The organism is Pseudomonas putida (assembly GCF_028682395.1).
In the GTDB taxonomy this organism is placed as follows: domain Bacteria; phylum Pseudomonadota; class Gammaproteobacteria; order Pseudomonadales; family Pseudomonadaceae; genus Aquipseudomonas; species Aquipseudomonas putida_AB.
On record NZ_JANHLC010000007.1, the window covers coordinates 211,244 to 229,813 of the forward strand.

An 18,570-nucleotide genomic window follows, 5' to 3' on the forward strand; every position below is an offset into this window, starting at 1 on the left:
ATAATAATGCTGCTTTGATGCATTTATTTTGATGTTAAAGCGCATTTCCTGGGAGTGTCGGTGGTTGCGGATCAGTCCTGCTGCAGCTCGGGGCGTTTTCTGAAGAGTTCCAGCGCTTCGGGGTTGGCCAGGGCATCGGTATTCTTCACCGCTTGCCCGTGGACCACATTGCGCACGGCCAATTCGACGATTTTGCCGCTGATGGTGCGTGGGATATCCGTGACCGCGAGAATCTTGGCCGGGACGTGGCGCGGCGTGGTGTTGGCGCGAATCACCTGGCGGATCTGCTGCTCCAGCGCGGCATCGAGCACGCAACCTTCGCGCAGGCGAACAAATAGCACGACCCGCACATCGGCGTTCCAGGCCTGGCCAATGGCGATGCTTTCCAGCACCTGCTCGACCTTTTCCACCTGGCGATAGATCTCCGCCGTGCCGATTCGCACGCCGCCGGGGTTGAGCACGGCATCCGAACGGCCATGAATCAGCAGCCCGCCGCTGGCCGTTTCCTCGGCGTAGTCGCCCTGGGCCCAGACCCCGGGATACTGGCTGAAGTAGGCGGCCCGCAGTTTTTCCCGATGGGGGTCGTGCCAGAAACCGACCGGTATGCTCGGAAAATGCCGGGTGCAGACCAGTTCCCCCTTGGCCTCGATCAGGCGCCGCCCCGCGTCATCCCAGACTTCAACCGCCATGCCCAGGGCCTTGCCCTGCATTTCGCCGCGGCGCACGGCCAGTGTCGGATTGCCGATGGCGAAGCAGGAAACAATATCGGTGCCGCCGGACATCGAGCCCAGATGCAGGTCGGCCTTGATCTCCCGATAGACGTAGTCGTAGCTGTGAGGCGACAGCGGCGAGCCGGTGGACAGCAGCCCCTTGAGGCTGGCCAGCGAATGGCTCAGGCGGGGCTGCGCGCCGGCGCTTTCCAGGGCGGCCAGGTATTTGGGGCTGGTGCCAAAGACGCTGATGCGCTCCTGATCGATCAGGTCGAGCAGACGGGTGGGCTGAGGGTGCAGGGGCGAGCCGTCGTACAGCACGATCCGGCTGCCGACCGCCAGGGCCGAGACCAGCCAGTTCCACATCATCCAGCCGCAGGTGGTGTAGTAGAACAGGCAGTCGTCACGCCCCAGGTCGGTGTGCAGGCCATGTTCCTTCAGATGCTGCAACAGCACGCCGCCGGTGCCATGGACGATGCACTTGGGCACCCCGGTGGTGCCGCTCGAATAGAGGATATACAGCGGGTGGGCGAACGGAACCGGGACAAACTCCGGTTCACCGCCGGGCTGGTAGAAATCGTCCCAGAGCACGACCCGGGCGGCGGTCCGCATGTCTTCGGCGCGGGCCGCAGGGCCGGTAAATGGCACGATCAGCAACAATTCGAGCGACGGTAGGCCGGGCAGTATTTCATTGAGCTTGGCGCCCTGGTCGATGGCCTTGCCGGCGTAGTGATAGCCGGCGCAGGTGATCAGGACCTTGGGTTCGATCTGGCCGAAACGGTCGATCACGCCCTGGGTGCCGAAGTCCGGTGAAGAGCTGGACCAGATGGCGCCCAGGCTGGTCGTGGCCAGCATCGCGACCAGGGTCTGCCAGGTGTTGGGCAGGCAGGCGGCCACCCGGTCGCCAAGGCCGACGCCGGCCGCACGCAGGCTGCGCTGCAAGCCGGCGACATGGGCGGCCAGTTCGGCGTAGCTCAGGGTCTCACGCTGGCCGTCTTCGCGTATGGCAACCACCGCGCAGGCCTGGTCGCGGCGGCGCAGCAGGTGTTCGGCAAAGTTCAGGCGAGCGCCGGGAAACCAGTCGGCGTCGGGCATCGTCGGCCCTTCGCGTAATACGCTGCTGGGCGGGGTGTGCCACTGGAGATCGAAAAAGTCGGCAATGGCCTGCCAAAAGGCTTCGCGCTGCTCGATGCTCCAGGCGTGCAGGCTCGGGTAGTCGGCGAACGATAGTCCGTGGCGGTATTCGACAAAGCGCTGGAAGGCTTGCAAGCGGGTCCTGGCAATGCGCTCGGCACTCGGGCGCCAGAGGATGTCTGACATAGGGTTGGCCTCCCTTGATTATTACTGTTCGCGCCAGCGGTGCTTCCTGCGCTCGAAGGCTGGCAGGAAGCCGGTGTGTCCGGTTACTGGGCCAGCCAGCCCCCGTCGATATTCCAGGCGGCGCCGCGCACCTGGCTCGCACCTTCGCTGCACAGAAACAGTACCAGTTCGCCGAGCTGCTCGGGCGTGACAAATGCCAGCGAGGGCTGTTTTTCCGCAAGCAGGTCGTGTTGCGCCTGTTGCGGGTCCACGCCATTGGCGATGCGTTCGTCGATCTGCTTCTGCACCAGGGGCGTCAGCACCCAGCCCGGGCAGATGGCATTGCAGGTCACGTTGCTGGTGGCGGTTTCCAGGCCGATCACCTTGGTCAGGCCAATCACCCCATGCTTGGCCGCGACATAGGCGGCCTTGCCTACTGAGCCGACCTGGCCGTGGACCGAAGCGATATTGACGATTCGCCCCCAGTTGCGTTCGCGCATGGCCGGCAGGGCCAGGCGGCTGGTATGGAACACCGACGACAGGTTGAGCGCCATGATCGCGTCCCAGCGCTCCACCGGGAACGCCTCCACGGGGGCGACATGCTGGATGCCGGCGTTGTTGACCAGGATATCGACGCCGCCGAACTCGCGGGCCGCATAGTCGAACAAGTCAGCGATGTGCGTCGGGTCACTCAGGTCGGCCGGGTGATAACCGACTCTGGCCGTGGTGTCGGTGCGGGCCGCTTCGACTTCGGCGATCGCCGCCTGGGCATCGCCAAAGCCGTTGAGGATCAACTGTGCGCCGGCCCGGGCCAGGCCCAGGGCGATCCCCAGGCCAATACCGCTGGTGGATCCGGTGACCAGGGCGGTTTTACCGTGCAGATTCATGGGCGACTCCTTAAACGATGCCGGTGGCATAGAAGGTAGCGATCACGACGAAGACCGCCAGGGTCTTGATGAGCGTGATGCCGAAAATGTCCTTGTAGGCTTCGCGGTGGGTCAGGCCGGTAACGGCCAGCAGCGTGATGACCGCGCCGTTGTGCGGCAGGGTGTCCATGCCGCCGCTGGCCATGGCCGCGACCCGATGCAGAACATCCATGGGAATATTCGCCGCGTTGGCGGCACTGATAAAGGTGTCCGACATCGCCGCGAGGGCGATGCTCATGCCCCCCGACGCCGAGCCGGTAATGCCCGCGAGCAGGGTAACGGTCACCGCTTCATTGACCAGCGGGTTGGGAATGCCCTTGAGCCAGTCGGCCAGCACCAGAAAGCCTGGCAGCGACGCGATCACGGCGCCGAAGCCATATTCCGAAGCGGTGTTCATGGCCGCCAGCAAGGCGCCACTGACCGCGCTCTTGCTACCTTCGGCCAGGTGCTTGCGGATCGCCTTGAAGCCGAAGACCAGCACCATCAGGATGCCGACCAGCAGCGCAGCCTGGACGGCCCAGATGGCGGTGAGCTTGGCGATTTCGGTCTGTACCGGCGCGCTCATGCCGGGCAGGCTCAGGGTATGGGTCTTGCCGTACCACAGGGGAATCCAGTGGGTGAAGAGCAGGTTCATCAGCCCCACCAGCACCAGGGGCGACAGGGCGATCCACGGGTTGGGCAGGGGCAGGTCGTCCGGGGTGTCCGGTTCGTTACGCAGGTTGCTGCCGTAGCCTTCGCCGGCGCGTTGGGCCTTGTTGCGTTGGCGCTGGAGAAACAGCATGCCGGCACAGAACACGAACACAGTACCGATCAGCCCCAGCCAGGGCGCGGCCCATGCGGTGGTGTTGAAGAAGGTGCTGGGAATGATGTTCTGGATCTGCGGAGTGCCGGGCAGGGCGTCCATGGTGAAGGAAAACGCGCCCAGGGCGATGGTGGCCGGGATCAGGCGCTTGGGAATATTGCTCTGGCGAAACATCTCGGCGGCAAAGGGATAGACCGCGAAGACCACCACGAACAGCGATACGCCGCCATAGGTCAGCAGTGCGCAGACCAGCACGATTACCAGCATGGCCTGGCGCGTACCGAGCAGGCGGATCGCGGCGGCAACGATGGAGCGCGAGAAGCCGGACAGTTCGATCAGCTTGCCAAATACCGCACCCAGCAGGAAAACCGGGAAGTAGAGTTTGATGAAACCGACCATTTTCTCCATGAACACCCCGGTAAAGGCGGGTGCCACGGCGGCCGGATCGGTCAGCAGGACCGCGCCCAGGGCGGCGATCGGGGCAAAGAGGATAACGCTGTAGCCGCGGTAGGCGGCCAGCATCAGTAGCGCGAGGGCCGCGAGGGCAATAAGCACGCTCATCTGAGTGTCTCCGGTTGTTGTTTTTGTAGGGGATGGATCTCTGGAGCACTAAGCGAGTTTCATGCCAAAGTTTAAGGTGTTGATTTTAAAGGGTTTATTGTCTCTGCTTGGCGCAAATGAATGAAAGTTTCTCTATGAGGAGACGTCTCGCAAGCCGGATCGTGTCCCCTCAGGCGGCATAACCCCTGTAGAGGCTGGCTTATTCGCGGGTTTCTAAAAGAAGAGACAGTTATCTCTTTATGGAGACTCGCCAATCCCCAGTGCCACCATCTTCTTGTACAGCGTCGAACGGCCCAGCCCCAGCCGTTCGGCGGCCTGGGGCACGCTACCGGCGCATTGGGCCAGGGTCGTGCGGATCAAGTCGCGATCGAAGCGCTCGCGTGCGGCGCTAAAGGTTTCCTGGCTCGCGGGTGCGATGCTTTGTGCCTGGGCGCGGGGCAATGGCAGCAGTGTGCCGATGGCCGTGCGAATATCCGCGGCCCCGAGCACTCGCGCATCACTGAGCAATGCGGCGCGCTCCAGCACATTGCGCAGCTCGCGGATATTGCCGGGCCAGGCGTGCTGGCCCAGCAGGTCCATGGCCGGGCTATCCAGCTCGTGCTGGCTACGCAGTTCTTCCAGAATGCCTTCGCTCAGCGCCGGCAGGTCATCGAGACGCTCGCGCAGCGGCGGCACCTGCAGCGGCAGGACATTGAGGCGGTAATAGAGGTCGGCGCGAAACTCGCCCCGGGCGATCGCCGCTTCCAGGTCGATGGACGTCGCGGCAATCACCCGCACATCGCTGCGCAGCATTTCATTGGAGCCCACTGGCTCGAACTCTTTCTCCTGCAGGACCCGCAGGAGCTTGCTTTGCAGGGCCAGCGGCATATCGCCGATCTCGTCGAGAAACAGTGTGCCGCCCTGGGCGATCTGCAGCTTGCCCGGGCGGCCCTTGCGATCGGCCCCGGTAAAGGCCCCCGGGGCGGTGCCAAAGAATTCGGCTTCGAGCAGCGCTTCGGGAATCGCCGCGCTGTTGATACTGACAAAGGCCTTGTGGGCCCGCGGCGACGCGCCATGAATGGCTTGGGCCAGCAGTTCTTTGCCCGTGCCGGTTTCCCCCAGCAGCAACACCGGCGAGTCGGTGCTGGCACTGCGTCGGGCACGGCGCTTGACCTCCAGGCTGGCGGCACTGGTGCCGATAAAATGGGCAAAGGTGTACTTGCTCTGGCGGGCGCGCAGCAACGAGCGGGTCGTGGCCAATTCGGCCTGCATGCTCTGGTAGCGCATCAGCAGCGGCGACAGGCTGCGCAATTCGTCGAACAGGGCAAAGCCGATGGCGCCGATCACCGTGCCGGCGGCGTCATGGATGGGCAGGCGCATGACCACCAACGGTTCTTTCGGGGTATCGAGCATATCCAGCAGGATCGGCCGGCCGTTGCCCAGCACATCGCGCAGCAGGCTGCCCGGAATCACGCTTTCGCAGGGTTGGCCGATGGCCTCGGCAGCGCTGGCCAAGCCAAAGCGCCGGGCATAGCGCTCGTTCATCCAGACAATCCGTCCGTCACGGTCGACGATGACCGTGCCTTCACTGGACTGCTCGATAATCTCGAACAGCGAACGGATCGCCAGAAGGCGGACTCGCTGGTAGTCCTTGAGGTGGTCGGTGTCGTTCATGGGCGATCCGTGGCGGTGTAAACCAAGGATTATGCCTGCCGAAACACGTTGTTACTCACCTGCTGGCGATTTCCCGGCGCAATCGCTCAGGTGGCATCCGTCACGGGCGGGAGCGGCGCCACGGCGGGTCGGGTTCCCGGGATCGGTTTGCGCATCAGGGTGCCGACCACCAGGGCGGCGAGCAGCGCCAGCCAGCCGGCGACCCACAGCACGCGGCTGAACCCGCCGACAAAGGCCTCCCGGGCCATGGGCTGGATCAGTTGGCGTGTCGCCGTTGGCAGGCCGGCGAGGGCTGCTGGCATATCCCCCGCGACCACTTTCGAGGCAATCGCCGGCACCTGCTCGCTCCAGGCCGGGCCCAGGTCGGTTTGCAGCAGTTGCTGGGTCTGGCTGGCGAGCAGGGCGCCATAGACGCCGATAGCCAGGGTGATTGCGCTGAAACGCATGGTGGTGCTCATGCCCGAGGCCATGCCGGTGCGCTCGCGCGGCACGCAGGCCATGATGTTTTTCTGCGTGTCGCCGTTGAGCAGGCCCGCGCCGGCGCCGGTCACCGCGATGGCGAGGGCAAAGGGCAGGTAGCCGCCGGTGTCGACCGCCCAGGCACTGAGCAGGTTGCCGCTGCCGACCAGCAACAACCCAAGGCCCATCAGCGTCGCCGGGGCCAGGCGGGCGGCCAGGCGCGCGCCGACCCGTGGGCAGATCACCATGGTCAGGGCAAACGGCAGCATGCCCAGGCCCGAGACAATGGCGCTGAAGCCCAGGCCGTTCTGCAGGTAGAAGGGCAGCAGCGTCATCATCACCTGGGCGCAGCCGGCATAGGCGAACATCCCCAGCAGCGCGCCGATAAAGCGCGGATGGCGGAACAGTTGCAGATCGATCATCGGGCGCTTCTGCACCGCCTCGACCAGGACAAACACCCCGAGCAGCATCACGCCGGCCAGCAAGCGGATATCGGTGAGTGGATGATCCCAGCCGATGCGGTTGGCTTCGATCAGGCCCCACATCAGGCACGTCAGGCTGGCGCTGAAGGCCAGGCTGCCCCAGGGGTCCAGGCGTGCGGCCTGGGTGTCGCGCGACTCCTCGACATGGCGCCAGACCATGGCCATCAGCGCCAGGCCCACGGGCAGGTTGAGGTAGAAGATCCAGCGCCAGCCGATGTATTCGGTCACCAGCCCGCCGAGGGTCGGGGCGGCGGTCATGGCCACGCCCATGCACATGCCCCAGAACGCCCAGGCTTTGGCGCGCTCGGCATCGTCGTGGAAGGTATGGCCGATGGTTGCCAGGGCCGAGGTCAGCAGCAAGGCGGCCCCGACGCCCTTGATGGCGCGGGCGATATCGAGAAACAGCGCGGTAGGCGCTGCCCCGCAGCCGATGGAGGCGGCAATGAACAGCGTCAGGCCCCAGAGCATGACTTTCTTGCGGCCAAACCGGTCGGCCAGGTTGCCGGCGGGTAGCAACAGGGCGGCAAACGCCAGCATATAGGCACTGACGACCCACTCGATATCGGCGAAGTTGGCCCCCAGGTCCCGGGCAATGGTCGGTAGGGTGACGGCCACGATATTGGTGTCGAGTACGATCAACGAGCACACGCCGCAGGCACTGAGCAGGGCCATATGCGGATTGACGCGGCTCACGAGGCCACCTTCATTGCTTTAAAGGTAAAAAAGCAGGGGCAATGGTTCGCTAAGGCATTACGGGGATTGACGGCCATGATTCGGGCTCTCTAATGTGTTCGCCGGTAGCTTATCCCGGTCGAACGCTGGTCTTATTAGCGAGGGAGTGCATTTTAATTACCTTTGAGCTCATCACGTTATGGAACTCAGGCATTTTCGTTACTTCCTGGCGGTGGCACGCCAACGCAATTTCACCCGCGCGGCTGAGCAATTGGGGATCGCGCCGCCGACCCTGAGCCGGCAAATCCAGGACCTGGAAAGCGAACTGGGCACTCCGTTGTTTTTACGTCTGCAACGCGATGTGCAACTGACCGAGGCTGGGGCGGCACTGTTTCCCGAGGCGGAAGCGACGGTCCGCCAGTTCGAAGTGGCCCAGCGCAATGCCCAGCGTGCCGGGCGTGGGGAAGTCGGGCAGATCGCCTTGGGCTATGTGGCTTCGGCCGTTTACTCGGGGGTATTGCAGGGCCAGGTGCGCGCGTTCAGCCAGGCGTTCGGCGATATCCAGCTCAGCGTGCGCGAAAGTGCCATGGATGCACTGCCCGGGTTGGTGGTCGATGGCGATTTCGATATTGGCTACGTGCGCTCGCCCATGGCGCTGCCGCCGGGCCTGAGTGCCATAGCCCTGAAAGAAGAGGGCTATGTCCTGGCCCTGAGCGGCGATTCGCGGCTGGACGAGTTGAGACGGATCACCCCCGAACATTTGCAGAACGAGACGTTTATCCTGCCCGAACAGATCAACGGCACCCTGCAGGTCGCCGCCCAGGGTGGTTTCTCCCCCCGGCTGGGGCCGCAACCCGGCGGGCTGGTGGCGGTGGTGGCGCTGGTGTCCCTGGGGCAGGGTGTGGCGGTGGTGCCGGAGTCAGTGGTGGGCAACATCCGGATGCCCAATGTCCTGTACCGGCAGATCAGTGGTTTCGACGCTGCGTCGTGGTTGTCGTTGATTCATCGGCGTTTCGAAAAGTCGCCGGCGGTGGCCCACTACATCGAGCGGGCCCGCGCGGCGTCCCTGTAGGCGCGAGCCGGCTCGCTCCTGCATTCAAGGCAACTGCCGGGCTCAGGACAGGAAGCCACCGTCCACATTCAACGAGACGCCGGTGGTGTAGCTGGAGGCGTCACTGGCCAGGTACAGCACGGCGCCGGCCATTTCACTGGGCGCGGCCACGCGCTTGAGCGGGATCTGCTGCAGGGCGGCATTGAGGATCGCGTCGTTCTTGACCAGCGCCGAGGCGAACTTGGTGTCGGTCAGGCCCGGCAGCAACGCGTTGCAACGGATGCCGAACTGGGCGCATTCCTTGGCGAAGACCTTGGTCATATTGATCACGGCGGCCTTGGTCACCGAATAGATGCCCTGGAACAGTCCTGGCGAAACTCCGTTGATCGACGCGACGTTGATGATGCTGCCGCCGCCGTTTTCGCGCATCAAGCGGCCGGCTTCCACCGACATGAAGAAGTAGCCGCGGATGTTCACATCGACGGTTTTCTGGAAGGCCCCCAGGTCGGTGTCCAGCACATTGCAGAATTGCGGGTTGGTGGCGGCGTTATTGACCAGGATATCCAGGCGCCCGAACTGTTCGCGAATCCCGGCGAATACCTGGCTGATCTGCTCCATTTCACCGATATGGCAGGCCACGGCGGTGGCCTTGCCGCCTTCGGCGATGATCGCGTCGGCCACATGTTGGCAGCCCTCGAGCTTGCGGCTCGAGACGATGACATGGGCACCTTGCTGGGCGAGCAGTTTGGCAATGGCTTCACCGATGCCCCGGCTGGCGCCGGAGACGAATGCAATCTTGCCGTCGAGGTCGAACAACTGGGTCTTGGACATGGAGTTTCCTTGTTGTTTTCAAGGCGCCGGGGCGCGATCAGAGGCTGGAGCGGGCGATGACCTGCAGGCTCATCTGTTCCAGCTGCTTGTTCATCTCGATAAAGGGCGCGAAGCGCGGGTCCTGGGTCTGGCCGTGGTAATAGCGGTAGTAGATCTGCTGCACGATGCCGGCCAGGCGGAACAGGCCGTAGGTGTAGTAGAAGTCGAAGTTGGCGATGGGAATGCCCGAGCGCTCGGCGTAGTAGTCGACAAACGCGCGGCGCGTCAGCATGCCGGGCGCATGGCTGGGCTGGCGGCGCATGCGCTGGACCGGCTCGGGGTCGCTCGCTTCGATCCAGTAGGCAAGGGTGTTGCCCAGGTCCATCAATGGATCGCCCAGGGTGGTCAGTTCCCAGTCGAGCACGCCGATGATCTGCATCGGGTTCTGCGGGTCGAGGATCACATTGTCGAAGCGATAGTCGTTGTGCACGATGCTGGAGGTCGGATGATCGGCCGGCATCTTGTCGACGAGCCAGGCCTGGACCGCTTCCCAGCTGGGGGCGTCGGGCGTCAGGGCCTTGGTGTAGCGGTCGCTCCAGCCGCTGATCTGGCGCTGTACATAGCCCTGGGGCTTGCCCAGGTCGGCCAGGCCGCAGGCGTTGTAGTCAACGCGGTGCAGCTCGACCAGGCGGTCGATAAAGCTCTTGCACAGGGCTTCGGTGCTGGCGGCATCCAGGCCCAGCTCCGGCGGCAGCTTGGAGCGCAGGATAATGCCCTTGACCCGCTCCATGACATAGAACTCGGCGCCGATCACGGACTCGTCAGTGCAGTGCACATAGGCCTTGGGGCAGTAAGGGAAGGCATCCTTGAGCTGGTTGAGGATGCGGTACTCGCGGCCCATGTCGTGGGCGGATTTGGCCTTGTGGCCAAAGGGCGGCCGGCGCAGGACAAATTCCTGTTCGGGGTACTGGATCAGGTAGGTCAGGTTCGAGGCGCCCCCGGGGAACTGGCTGATGGTCGGCTGCCCGCTCAGGCCGGGGATCTGTGCCTTGAGGTAGGGGTCGATCAGGTTGGCGTCCAGTTCCTCGCCAGCGCGGATGCGGGTGGATTGGTCAGTCAGCGTCATGCGTATCCCTTCTGCCTATTTTGAGGGCCGTAGATCAATGGCTAATCTAATCCCGGGGTGAGTGGCAAACAAGCGTTTGAAACTGTTATAGGCGAGGGTGTTGGCGCCTGATCAGCGCACCTGATCGCGCCTCGCCGTTCAGCGAACAGCTCGCACCGCTGCTCTGGGTGGGGGCGATTGCGATGTTTCTGCCATTTGGTCTTATTGCATTCGTAACAAGATGCTTTAGGCTGGCGCGACCTTCCAGAATAATAAGAAACGGGCTTCCCATGAGCCAGAGTCTCAGCCAACTGCGCAAATTCGTTTCACCGGAAATCATCTTCGGCGCCGGCTGCCGGCACAATGTCGGTAACTACGCGAAAACCTTCGGCGCGCGCAAGGTCCTGGTGGTCACTGACCCCGGTGTGATCGCCGCCGGCTGGGCCGCCGATATCGAGGCCAGCCTGCAGGCGCTGGACATCGACTACTGCCTGTATAGCGCGGTATCGCCCAATCCGCGCGTCGAAGAGGTCATGCTGGGCGCCGACCTCTACCGCGAACAGCATTGCGATGTGATCGTCGCCGTGGGCGGCGGCAGCCCGATGGATTGCGCCAAGGGGATCGGCATCGCGGTCGCCCACGGGCGCAATATCCTCGAATTCGAAGGCGTGGACACCATTCGCGTGCCCAGCCCGCCGCTGATCCTGATTCCGACCACGGCCGGTACCTCGGCGGATGTCTCGCAGTTCGTGATCATCTCCAACCAGCAGGAACGCATGAAGTTCTCCATCGTCAGCAAGGCGGTGGTGCCGGATGTGTCGCTGATCGACCCGCAAACCACCCTGAGCATGGACCCGTTTCTCTCGGCTTGTACCGGCATCGATGCGCTGGTCCATGCCATCGAGGCATTTGTGTCCACCGGCCATGGCCCGTTGACCGATCCCCATGCGCTGGAAGCCATGCGCCTGATCAATGGCAATCTGGTGCAGATGATTGCCTCGCCCGGCGATATCGCCCTGCGCGAAAAAATCATGCTGGGCAGCATGCAGGCCGGCCTGGCCTTCTCCAACGCGATCCTGGGGGCCGTGCATGCCATGTCCCACAGCCTGGGCGGCTTTCTCGACCTGCCCCACGGGTTGTGCAATGCGGTCCTGGTCGAACACGTCGTGGCGTTCAACTACAACTCGGCGCCGGAGCGCTTCAAGGTGATTGCCGAGACCTTTGGCATCGACTGTCGCGGGCTGACCCATAAACAGGTGTGCAAGCGCCTGGTCGAGCACCTGATTGCCCTCAAGCACAGTGTCGGCTTCCATGAAACCCTCGGCCTGCATGGGGTCGGGCTGTCGGATATTCCGTTCCTGTCGCAGCATGCGATGGACGATCCGTGCATCCTGACCAACCCGCGGGCGTCGAGCCAGCGGGATGTCGAGGTCGTTTATGGCGAGGCCCTCTGACGAGCAACAGCAGGCCCTGGCCGGCCTGCTGGGGCTAGGCAGCCAGTCGGCGCGCAAAAGCCATTACCCGGAACTGGCCGCGCGCCTGGAAGAGCTGGAAGCGGAACGCAACCGCTATAAATGGCTGTTCGAGCACGCCGTCTACGGGATTTTCCAGGGCGGCCTCTACGACGGCCTGCGTGCCGCCAACCCCGCGCTGGCGCGGATGCTCGGCTACAGCGATCCGGAAGATGTGCTGTTTTCCAACAATGATCTGGCCCAGAACCTGTTTGTCGGCGGGGCGGCGGAGCTGTTGCATATCCGTGAGGCGCTGGAGCGTGACGGCGCGTTGCACGGCTACGAAACGCAGTTGCGCCGCAAGGATGGCAGCAGTATCCATGTGCTGGTCAATCTGTTGCTCAAGCCGGACGAGGAGCGCCTGGTCGAAGGTTTTGTCGCTGACATCACCGAGCGCAAGCAGGCTCAGGCCCATTTGCAGCAGATGAATGAGCAGCTTGAGCTGCGTGTCGCGGCGCGCACCGACGAATTGCTTGAGGCGCGCGATGCCGCCGAGGCTGCCAACCGTAGCAAGGACAAATACCTGGCGGCGGCGAGTCACGATTTGCTGCAGCCGCTCAATGCCGCACGCCTGCTGATTTCGACCTTGCGCGAACGGGTGCTGCCGCCGGCGGAAAAACTGCTGGTGGAACGCACGCACCAGGCGCTGGAAGGGGCCGAGGATCTGCTGACCGATCTGCTGGATATCTCGCGCCTCGACCAGGTGGCGATCAAGCCCGACATCGAGGTCTATCGCCTGGAGGAGTTGCTGGCGCCGCTGGCTTCCGAGTTCCAGTCGGTGGCCAGCGCGGCGGGGCTCAATCTGCGCACGCGAATTGGTCCCTGGGCGATCAGCACGGATTTGCGTTTACTGACGCGCATCCTGCGCAACTTCCTGAGCAATGCCTGCCGTTACACCGAGCAGGGCAACATCCTGCTGGGGGCACGGCGACGCGGCTCGATGTTGCGCCTGGAGGTCTGGGACACCGGACGCGGGATCGCTGCCGAGCGCATGGACTCGATTTTCCTCGAGTTCAATCAGCTGGATGTCGGGCGGGCGGCGGACCGCAAGGGCGTGGGCCTGGGGCTGGCGATTGTCGAGCGGATCGCCAAGATCCTCGGCTACCGGGTGCTGGTCCGCTCGCGGCCGGGACGCGGCTCGGTGTTCAGTATTGACGTGCCGTTGTCGCGCAACATGCCCGAGCCGGTCGCCCTGGTCCTGCAACAGCAGCCGGGCACCGGTAATCCATTGCCGGGACGGCGCCTGCTGGTGATCGACAATGAATTGAGCATTTTGCAGAGCATGGCGGCGTTGTTGGGGCAGTGGGGTTGCCTGGTGTTGACGGCCACCGACGAGAGCGCGGCATTGAAGGTGCTTGACGGCGTGGCGCCGGAGCTGATTCTGGCGGACTTCCACCTGGACCATGGCGTGACCGGTTGTGAGGTGGTGCGCTCATTGCGCGAGCATTTCGCCCTGGCCATCCCGGCGGTGATGATTACCGCTGATCGCAGCGACCAGTGTCGCAGGCAATTGCAGGCACTCGGTGCGCCGCTGCTGAACAAACCGGTGAAGCCTGGCAAGCTGCGTGCGGTATTGAGCCAGTTGTTTGCTCAGGAGCCCGTAGGCTGAAGCGCTCTGGACCAAGGGTTTTATGCGCAATCGGCGCGCGAATCGAGGCGAGATACGCCGCGGCCTTCATGTTTTGTGAATGTTGTCCGACATATTCAACGTCATTTCAGTTGCTGACTCGATAACTCGGCCGTAGACTGCCGCCCCTCGTAAATTGAGTGCCGGGTGGCGCTTGGAATGAACGGCGCCTTTTTGATGACCCGAGCGGTTGATCATGAAGCTCTCTGATTCGCCTTAATGCACGTATTTTTTATAGAGAAATTAATGACCAAGGAAAAGTTGCTGGCCATGCCGGCGGACGATTACATGAACGCCGAGCAACTGGCTTTTTTTACCGAGCTGTTGCAGTCCATGAAAGTCCAGACTCATGAGCGGATCGAGCAGAATCGCATCGCCATCGAGAGCCTGGACACGCCGGCCGACCCGGCCGACGCCGCTTCCGTGGAAGAAGAGCGGACCTGGCTGGTCAATGCCATCGATCGCGACCAGCGCATGCTGCCGCAACTGGAGCAGGCCCTGGGCCGTATTGGCGACGACTCCTTCGGTTGGTGCGATGACAGCGGCGAGGCCATCGGCCTCAAGCGCCTGCTGATCAGCCCGACCACCAAATACTGCATCGAGGCCCAAGAGCGCCACGAGCAGATCGACAAGCACCAGCGTCAGGCTTGATCGATACCTAGGTTTGTCGGGCGCCGATGAACCTATGGCCAGCCTGCCCGTCAGGGGCAGGCGTTCTCCTCAGTTCGTGGGCGTGTCGATAAACACCGGCAGGCTTTCGGCGTAGCGGCTGTAGGTTTCAAGCTGCGGATAGCGGGAAACTGCCAGTTGCTCCCCCAATACCAGTTTGCTGAAGTCCCAGGCCACCGCAACGGTGATGCCTGCCTGGTCGAGCGTGCCGTCGGTGGCCAGCGGGCGGCGGGCCAGTTCCTGTTCCAGTGCACCGTAGGCCGCTTCCAATTGTCCCCTGACGCGCTCCAGCCATGGGCCGTGCTGTTTATCGGCGGGACGTAGTTTTTGCTCGTAAACGATCTGTACGGATTTTTCGCTGGCGGCGAGGGCGAGGCCGATCAGCTTGAGTGCCTGCACTTTATCGGCCAGGCTCGCGGGCATCAGCGAACGCTTGGGGCCGGCCAGGGCCGCGAGGTATTCGAGGATCAGGCCGGAATCCATCAGCACCTCGCCGTTGTCGCAGACCAGGGTCGGGGCCTTGACCACCGGGTTGATCGCCTGGAAGCGCTCGAAGCCGCCAAAGACCGAAATGGCCTGGTGTTCAAAGGGAATATCCAGACATTTGAGGCTGATGGCGACGCGGCGAACGTAGGGCGAGTCGAGCATTCCGATCAGTTGCATGGCGCGGTTCCTTCAAGGCGAGTGGGCTCGCAGGTGGGCGGGGTGTCGCGGTAACGTGTCTCAGCTTTACCCGTACCGATGATGCCTTGCAAGTGGGTCGCAGGCCTGGGCGGTTTTCTTTCAAGGAGTGCCTATGTTGTTTGTGGTCATGCTGGGGGGAAAGCATCCCCGGGCAAAAATTGAAGTGCATGATGTGCTGTTCGTCGTCGGCGAGACCCTGGCCGACACCTATGGCCAATTGCGCGAAGGCTGGTTCGGCAGCCCGCAGGGCGTACATGTCGACTCGTGGATGGCGGTCGACGGCGTCGACGGCTGGAAGGTCGAGTTGAGCGCCCTGGCGCCGGCAGCGGGTGCGCCGCGACTGTATTTCATCAATCTGGGCGGGTATGAGGCGAGCGCCTTTGGCGAAGCTCATCACTATTGCCTGGTGGTTGCCCGGGACAAGCGTGAGGCGAAGGCCAAAGGCAAGGCGCGGCTGCCCCGGGCCTGGACCCAGGCCCACACCGACGGGGTAGTGGATGTCGACGACTGCCTGCCGATCGATCGGGTCGATGGGCGTTACATCCACCTGGTGGAAGGGCCCCATGACGGGATCGTTCTGGGCAGCGATTATCGAGTGCTGTCTTGATCCGGGAGGTGGCGGGGCCTAGGCCATGGGCGGGAGCCGGCGTTTTACCGGGGTTTTCTTGACGATGGCGGTATTGGTCTCGGCATAGAGGTTGAGGCGGTCGAGCAGGCTGTCCAGTTGCTCCATCGAGCGCACATGCAGGCGCGCGATAAAACAGTCTTCCCCGGTGACCTTGTCGCACTCGGTGAATTCGGGAATGGTCTGGATCTCGCGCTCCACCTCCTGCAAGCGTCCCGGCAGCGGACGCACCCGGACAATCGCCTGCAGTTGATAGCCAAACGCCTTGGGATCGACCTCCACCGTATAGCCCTTGAGCACGCCGCGTTCTTCCAGGCGGCGCAGGCGCTCGGCAACGCTGGGCGAGGACAGGCCGCTCAACTGGGCCAGGGCCTTGAGCGAGCGGCGGGAGTCCTGCATCAGGGCGCCGATCAGTACGCGGTCAATGTCGTCGGTCATGCTGGTCTCTTAAGTGTATTTGACGATTAGCCTTGATAAAAAAGGCCAGGATGGTTTTTTGCCTTGGCTATCGACTGGAGAGCCGGGGTTGCGGTTCGGCATACTCTAGCCTCGCTTGAGGAGGGCTGGAAGATGAACGATTCACTGCGCCGTGGTTCCCTGGAAATGATCGCCGCCATGCTGATTTCCGGGACCATTGGCTGGTTTGTACTGGTGTCCGGGCAAGCGGTGCTGGAAGTGGTGTTCTGGCGCTGTGCGTTCGGCGCGCTGACGTTGCTGGCGATCTGCGCGGCCCTGGGTTTCCTGCGGCGCGGCAGCCTGACCCTGCGGCGCTTTGCCCTGGCGGTGCTCAGCGGGCTGGCGATTGTCGGCAACTGGCTGTTGCTGTTCGCCTCCTATTCGAAAGCCTCGATTGCCATCGCCACGGCGGTCTATAACGTCCAGCCGTTTATGCTGGTCTTTCTGGCGGCCTTGTTGCTCGGAGAAAAGCTCACCGCCCAGAAGCTCGGTTGGTTGGGCTTATCGTTTCTCGGCATGCTGGCGATTGTCAGCGCCCATGGCGGGGAAGGCGGGGCGGGCAGCGACTACCTACTGGGTATCGGCCTGGCACTGGGGGCGGCCTTGCTCTATGCCATCGCCGCGCTGATTATCAAAGGCCTGGCCGGGACGCCGCCGCACCTGATTGCGCTGATCCAGGTCACGACGGGGGCCTTGTTGCTGGCGCCCTGGGTGAGTTTCACGGCACTGCCCGATCAGGCGTCCGCCTGGTCCAGCCTGCTGACGCTGGGGGTGGTGCACACCGGGGTCATGTATGTGCTGCTCTATGGCGCCATCCAGAAATTGCCGAGTGCCCTGACAGGCGCCTTGTCCTTTATCTATCCTATTGCGGCGATCTTCGTCGATTGGCTGGCCTTTGGCCATCGCCTCGGGCTGGCCCAGTGGCTGGGCGTGCTCGCCATATTGCTGGCTGCCGCGGGCATGCAGCAGGGTTGGAACTTGGGGTTACGCCGCCTGGCACCCCGTTAGCGTGGCAAGGGGCGCTCCGCAGTAATGGCGAAATGCTTACAGCGTCTGCCGGCGAACACCTCTGTTTCATTTTGATACAGGCTCGTAATCTAAACCCATCACTCAAGCGCAGGATGCCTTGAGGATCAGGGACGATCGACCATTGCCAGGATGGCTATCGACAGGATGTTGAAATGGTCTGAAAAAAACCCGCTTAGGCGGGTTTTTTGCCGTCTGCGCTTTGCTTTTCAGTACGCCCCGGACGGTGATTGTTACCTGATCGGTAAAAGACCTTTTGCGAATCTGGAATTGTCCGGGCTCCAGAGCGTGCCCTAAGCTCGGCAGCCTCTGATGCTGCCCCTGTAGGAAAAATCATGTCCGAGCACTTCCCGATCACGCGTCTGCGCCGTCAGCGGCGCAATGACACGCTTCGCAGCCTGTTCCAGGAAACCGAGTTCAGCCTCAATGACCTGGTGCTGCCAATCTTTGTCGAGGAAGAGATCAGCGATTTTGTGCCGATCACCAGCATGCCCGGCGTGATGCGTATTCCCGAGTCGAAGCTGGCCGGCGAGATCGAACGTTATGCCCGGGCGGGCATCAAGGCGGTGATGACGTTCGGCGTTTCCCACCATCTGGATGACACCGGCAGCGACACCTGGAACGACCAGGGCCTGGTGGCGCGCATGGCACGGATCTGCAAGGACGCGGTGCCGGAAATGGTGGTGATGTCCGATACCTGTTTCTGCGAGTACACCGCCCACGGCCATTGCGGCGTGATGCACGGCGACGCGGTCGACAATGATGCGACCCTGGCCAACCTGGGGCGCCAGGCGGTGGTGGCCGCGCGTGCCGGTGCCGATTTTATCTCGCCGTCGGCGGCCATGGATGGGCAGGTCCAGGCGATTCGCCGGGCGTTGGACGAAGCCGGTTTTGCCGACACCTCGATCATGGCCTATTCGACCAAGTTTGCCTCGGCGCTCTACGGGCCGTTTCGCGAAGCTGGCGGCAGTGCCCTCAAGGGCGACCGCAAGAGCTACCAGATGAACCCGATGAATCGCCGCGAAGCGGTGCGCGAGTCCCTGCTCGACGCCGCCGAAGGCGCTGATGTGCTGATGGTCAAGCCGGCCGGCGCCTATCTGGACATCATTCGTGATATCCGCGAAGCCTCGCGCCTGCCGCTGGCGGCGTACCAGGTCAGTGGCGAATACGCGATGATCAAGTTCGCCGCCCAGGCCGGCGCCATTGATGAGGCACGGGTGGTGCGTGAGAGCCTGGGTTCGATCAAGCGCGCCGGCGCGGACCTGATCTTCAGCTACTTCGCCATGGACCTGGCCCGCGACGGCATCTAAGCCGGCGCTCGCTCCTGCCGGAGCGAGTCGGTTTGCGATCTTTTCGCTGCGACCCGCTCCCTGCACACCTCCAGAGCCCTGCCATGCCTGCAGAGCTGATCGACGACAAGAATACCCCTGCTTATTTCATGG

Annotated in this window: 16 protein-coding genes; 7 read left to right on the forward strand and 9 right to left on the reverse strand. The window is 63.2% G+C overall.

Annotation, left to right across the window (positions count from 1 at the left end; all coding sequences use genetic code 11):
- Positions 1-71 precede the first annotated feature (71 nt).
- The 5 genes from NPS46_RS17795 to NPS46_RS17815 form a co-directional block, all read right to left on the reverse strand.
- The gene (locus NPS46_RS17795; RefSeq protein WP_274109402.1) at positions 72-2,030 is read right to left on the reverse strand and encodes an acetoacetate--CoA ligase; all 1,959 of its coding nucleotides are present in this window, start codon (positions 2,028-2,030) and stop codon (positions 72-74) included.
- Between the two features lie 83 nt (positions 2,031-2,113).
- Complete coding sequence (locus NPS46_RS17800; protein ID WP_274109404.1) at positions 2,114-2,896, reverse strand: 3-hydroxybutyrate dehydrogenase; 783 nt, start codon at positions 2,894-2,896, stop codon at positions 2,114-2,116.
- A 10-nt stretch (positions 2,897-2,906) separates the two neighbouring features.
- Positions 2,907-4,298, reverse strand: a complete 1,392-nt coding sequence (locus NPS46_RS17805; protein WP_274109406.1) for a GntP family permease — start codon at positions 4,296-4,298, stop codon at positions 2,907-2,909.
- Between the two features lie 237 nt (positions 4,299-4,535).
- Positions 4,536-5,951: a sigma-54 interaction domain-containing protein gene (locus tag NPS46_RS17810; protein ID WP_274109408.1), complete on the reverse strand. Its 1,416-nt coding sequence runs from the start codon at positions 5,949-5,951 to the stop codon at positions 4,536-4,538.
- 86 nt (positions 5,952-6,037) lie between these two features.
- The gene (locus NPS46_RS17815) at positions 6,038-7,564 is read right to left on the reverse strand and encodes an MFS transporter (protein ID WP_425312756.1); all 1,527 of its coding nucleotides are present in this window, start codon (positions 7,562-7,564) and stop codon (positions 6,038-6,040) included.
- Between the two features lie 199 nt (positions 7,565-7,763).
- On the opposite strand from NPS46_RS17815, the gene NPS46_RS17820 reads away from it, so the two are divergent.
- Positions 7,764-8,636 carry a LysR family transcriptional regulator gene (locus tag NPS46_RS17820; protein WP_274109410.1) on the forward strand — a complete coding sequence of 291 codons (873 nt, stop codon included), beginning with the start codon at positions 7,764-7,766 and terminating at the stop codon, positions 8,634-8,636.
- A gap of 42 nt (positions 8,637-8,678) precedes the next feature.
- On the opposite strand, the gene NPS46_RS17825 is transcribed toward NPS46_RS17820, so the two are convergent.
- Both NPS46_RS17825 and NPS46_RS17830 read right to left on the reverse strand, forming a co-directional pair.
- A complete protein-coding gene (locus NPS46_RS17825; RefSeq protein WP_274109411.1) occupies positions 8,679-9,446 on the reverse strand; it encodes an SDR family oxidoreductase in 768 nt (255 codons plus the stop codon).
- A 37-nt stretch (positions 9,447-9,483) separates the two neighbouring features.
- Positions 9,484-10,551: a phosphotransferase family protein gene (locus NPS46_RS17830; RefSeq protein ID WP_274109412.1), complete on the reverse strand. Its 1,068-nt coding sequence runs from the start codon at positions 10,549-10,551 to the stop codon at positions 9,484-9,486.
- Between the two features lie 269 nt (positions 10,552-10,820).
- Here NPS46_RS17830 and ercA point away from each other — a divergent pair, with 269 nt between their 5' ends.
- From ercA to NPS46_RS17845, 3 genes are all read left to right on the forward strand, one after another.
- Positions 10,821-11,984: an alcohol dehydrogenase-like regulatory protein ErcA gene (ercA, locus tag NPS46_RS17835; protein ID WP_274109414.1), complete on the forward strand. Its 1,164-nt coding sequence runs from the start codon at positions 10,821-10,823 to the stop codon at positions 11,982-11,984.
- Positions 11,968-13,650: an ATP-binding response regulator gene (locus NPS46_RS17840; RefSeq protein WP_274109416.1), complete on the forward strand. Its 1,683-nt coding sequence runs from the start codon at positions 11,968-11,970 to the stop codon at positions 13,648-13,650. The genes ercA and NPS46_RS17840 overlap by 17 nt, the downstream gene beginning before the upstream one ends.
- Before the next feature lie 264 nt (positions 13,651-13,914).
- Positions 13,915-14,319 (forward strand): TraR/DksA family transcriptional regulator, encoded by a 405-nt coding sequence (locus tag NPS46_RS17845; RefSeq protein WP_274109418.1) that lies wholly within the window; start codon positions 13,915-13,917, stop codon positions 14,317-14,319.
- 69 nt (positions 14,320-14,388) lie between these two features.
- On the opposite strand, the gene NPS46_RS17850 is transcribed toward NPS46_RS17845, so the two are convergent.
- Positions 14,389-15,000, reverse strand: coding sequence for a glutathione S-transferase (locus NPS46_RS17850; RefSeq protein ID WP_274109420.1), 612 nt, complete (start codon positions 14,998-15,000; stop codon positions 14,389-14,391).
- A 133-nt stretch (positions 15,001-15,133) separates the two neighbouring features.
- Between NPS46_RS17850 and NPS46_RS17855 the strand changes: the two genes are divergently transcribed.
- Positions 15,134-15,628, forward strand: coding sequence for a DUF1543 domain-containing protein (locus NPS46_RS17855; protein WP_274109422.1), 495 nt, complete (start codon positions 15,134-15,136; stop codon positions 15,626-15,628).
- Positions 15,629-15,646: 18 nt separating this feature from the next.
- On the opposite strand, the gene NPS46_RS17860 is transcribed toward NPS46_RS17855, so the two are convergent.
- Positions 15,647-16,084 (reverse strand): Lrp/AsnC family transcriptional regulator, encoded by a 438-nt coding sequence (locus NPS46_RS17860; RefSeq protein ID WP_274109424.1) that lies wholly within the window; start codon positions 16,082-16,084, stop codon positions 15,647-15,649.
- Between the two features lie 132 nt (positions 16,085-16,216).
- On the opposite strand from NPS46_RS17860, the gene NPS46_RS17865 reads away from it, so the two are divergent.
- Both NPS46_RS17865 and hemB read left to right on the forward strand, forming a co-directional pair.
- Positions 16,217-17,110 carry a DMT family transporter gene (locus NPS46_RS17865; RefSeq protein ID WP_274109426.1) on the forward strand — a complete coding sequence of 298 codons (894 nt, stop codon included), beginning with the start codon at positions 16,217-16,219 and terminating at the stop codon, positions 17,108-17,110.
- A gap of 353 nt (positions 17,111-17,463) precedes the next feature.
- A complete protein-coding gene (gene hemB, locus NPS46_RS17870; protein WP_274109427.1) occupies positions 17,464-18,438 on the forward strand; it encodes a porphobilinogen synthase in 975 nt (324 codons plus the stop codon).
- Positions 18,439-18,570 lie beyond the last annotated feature (132 nt).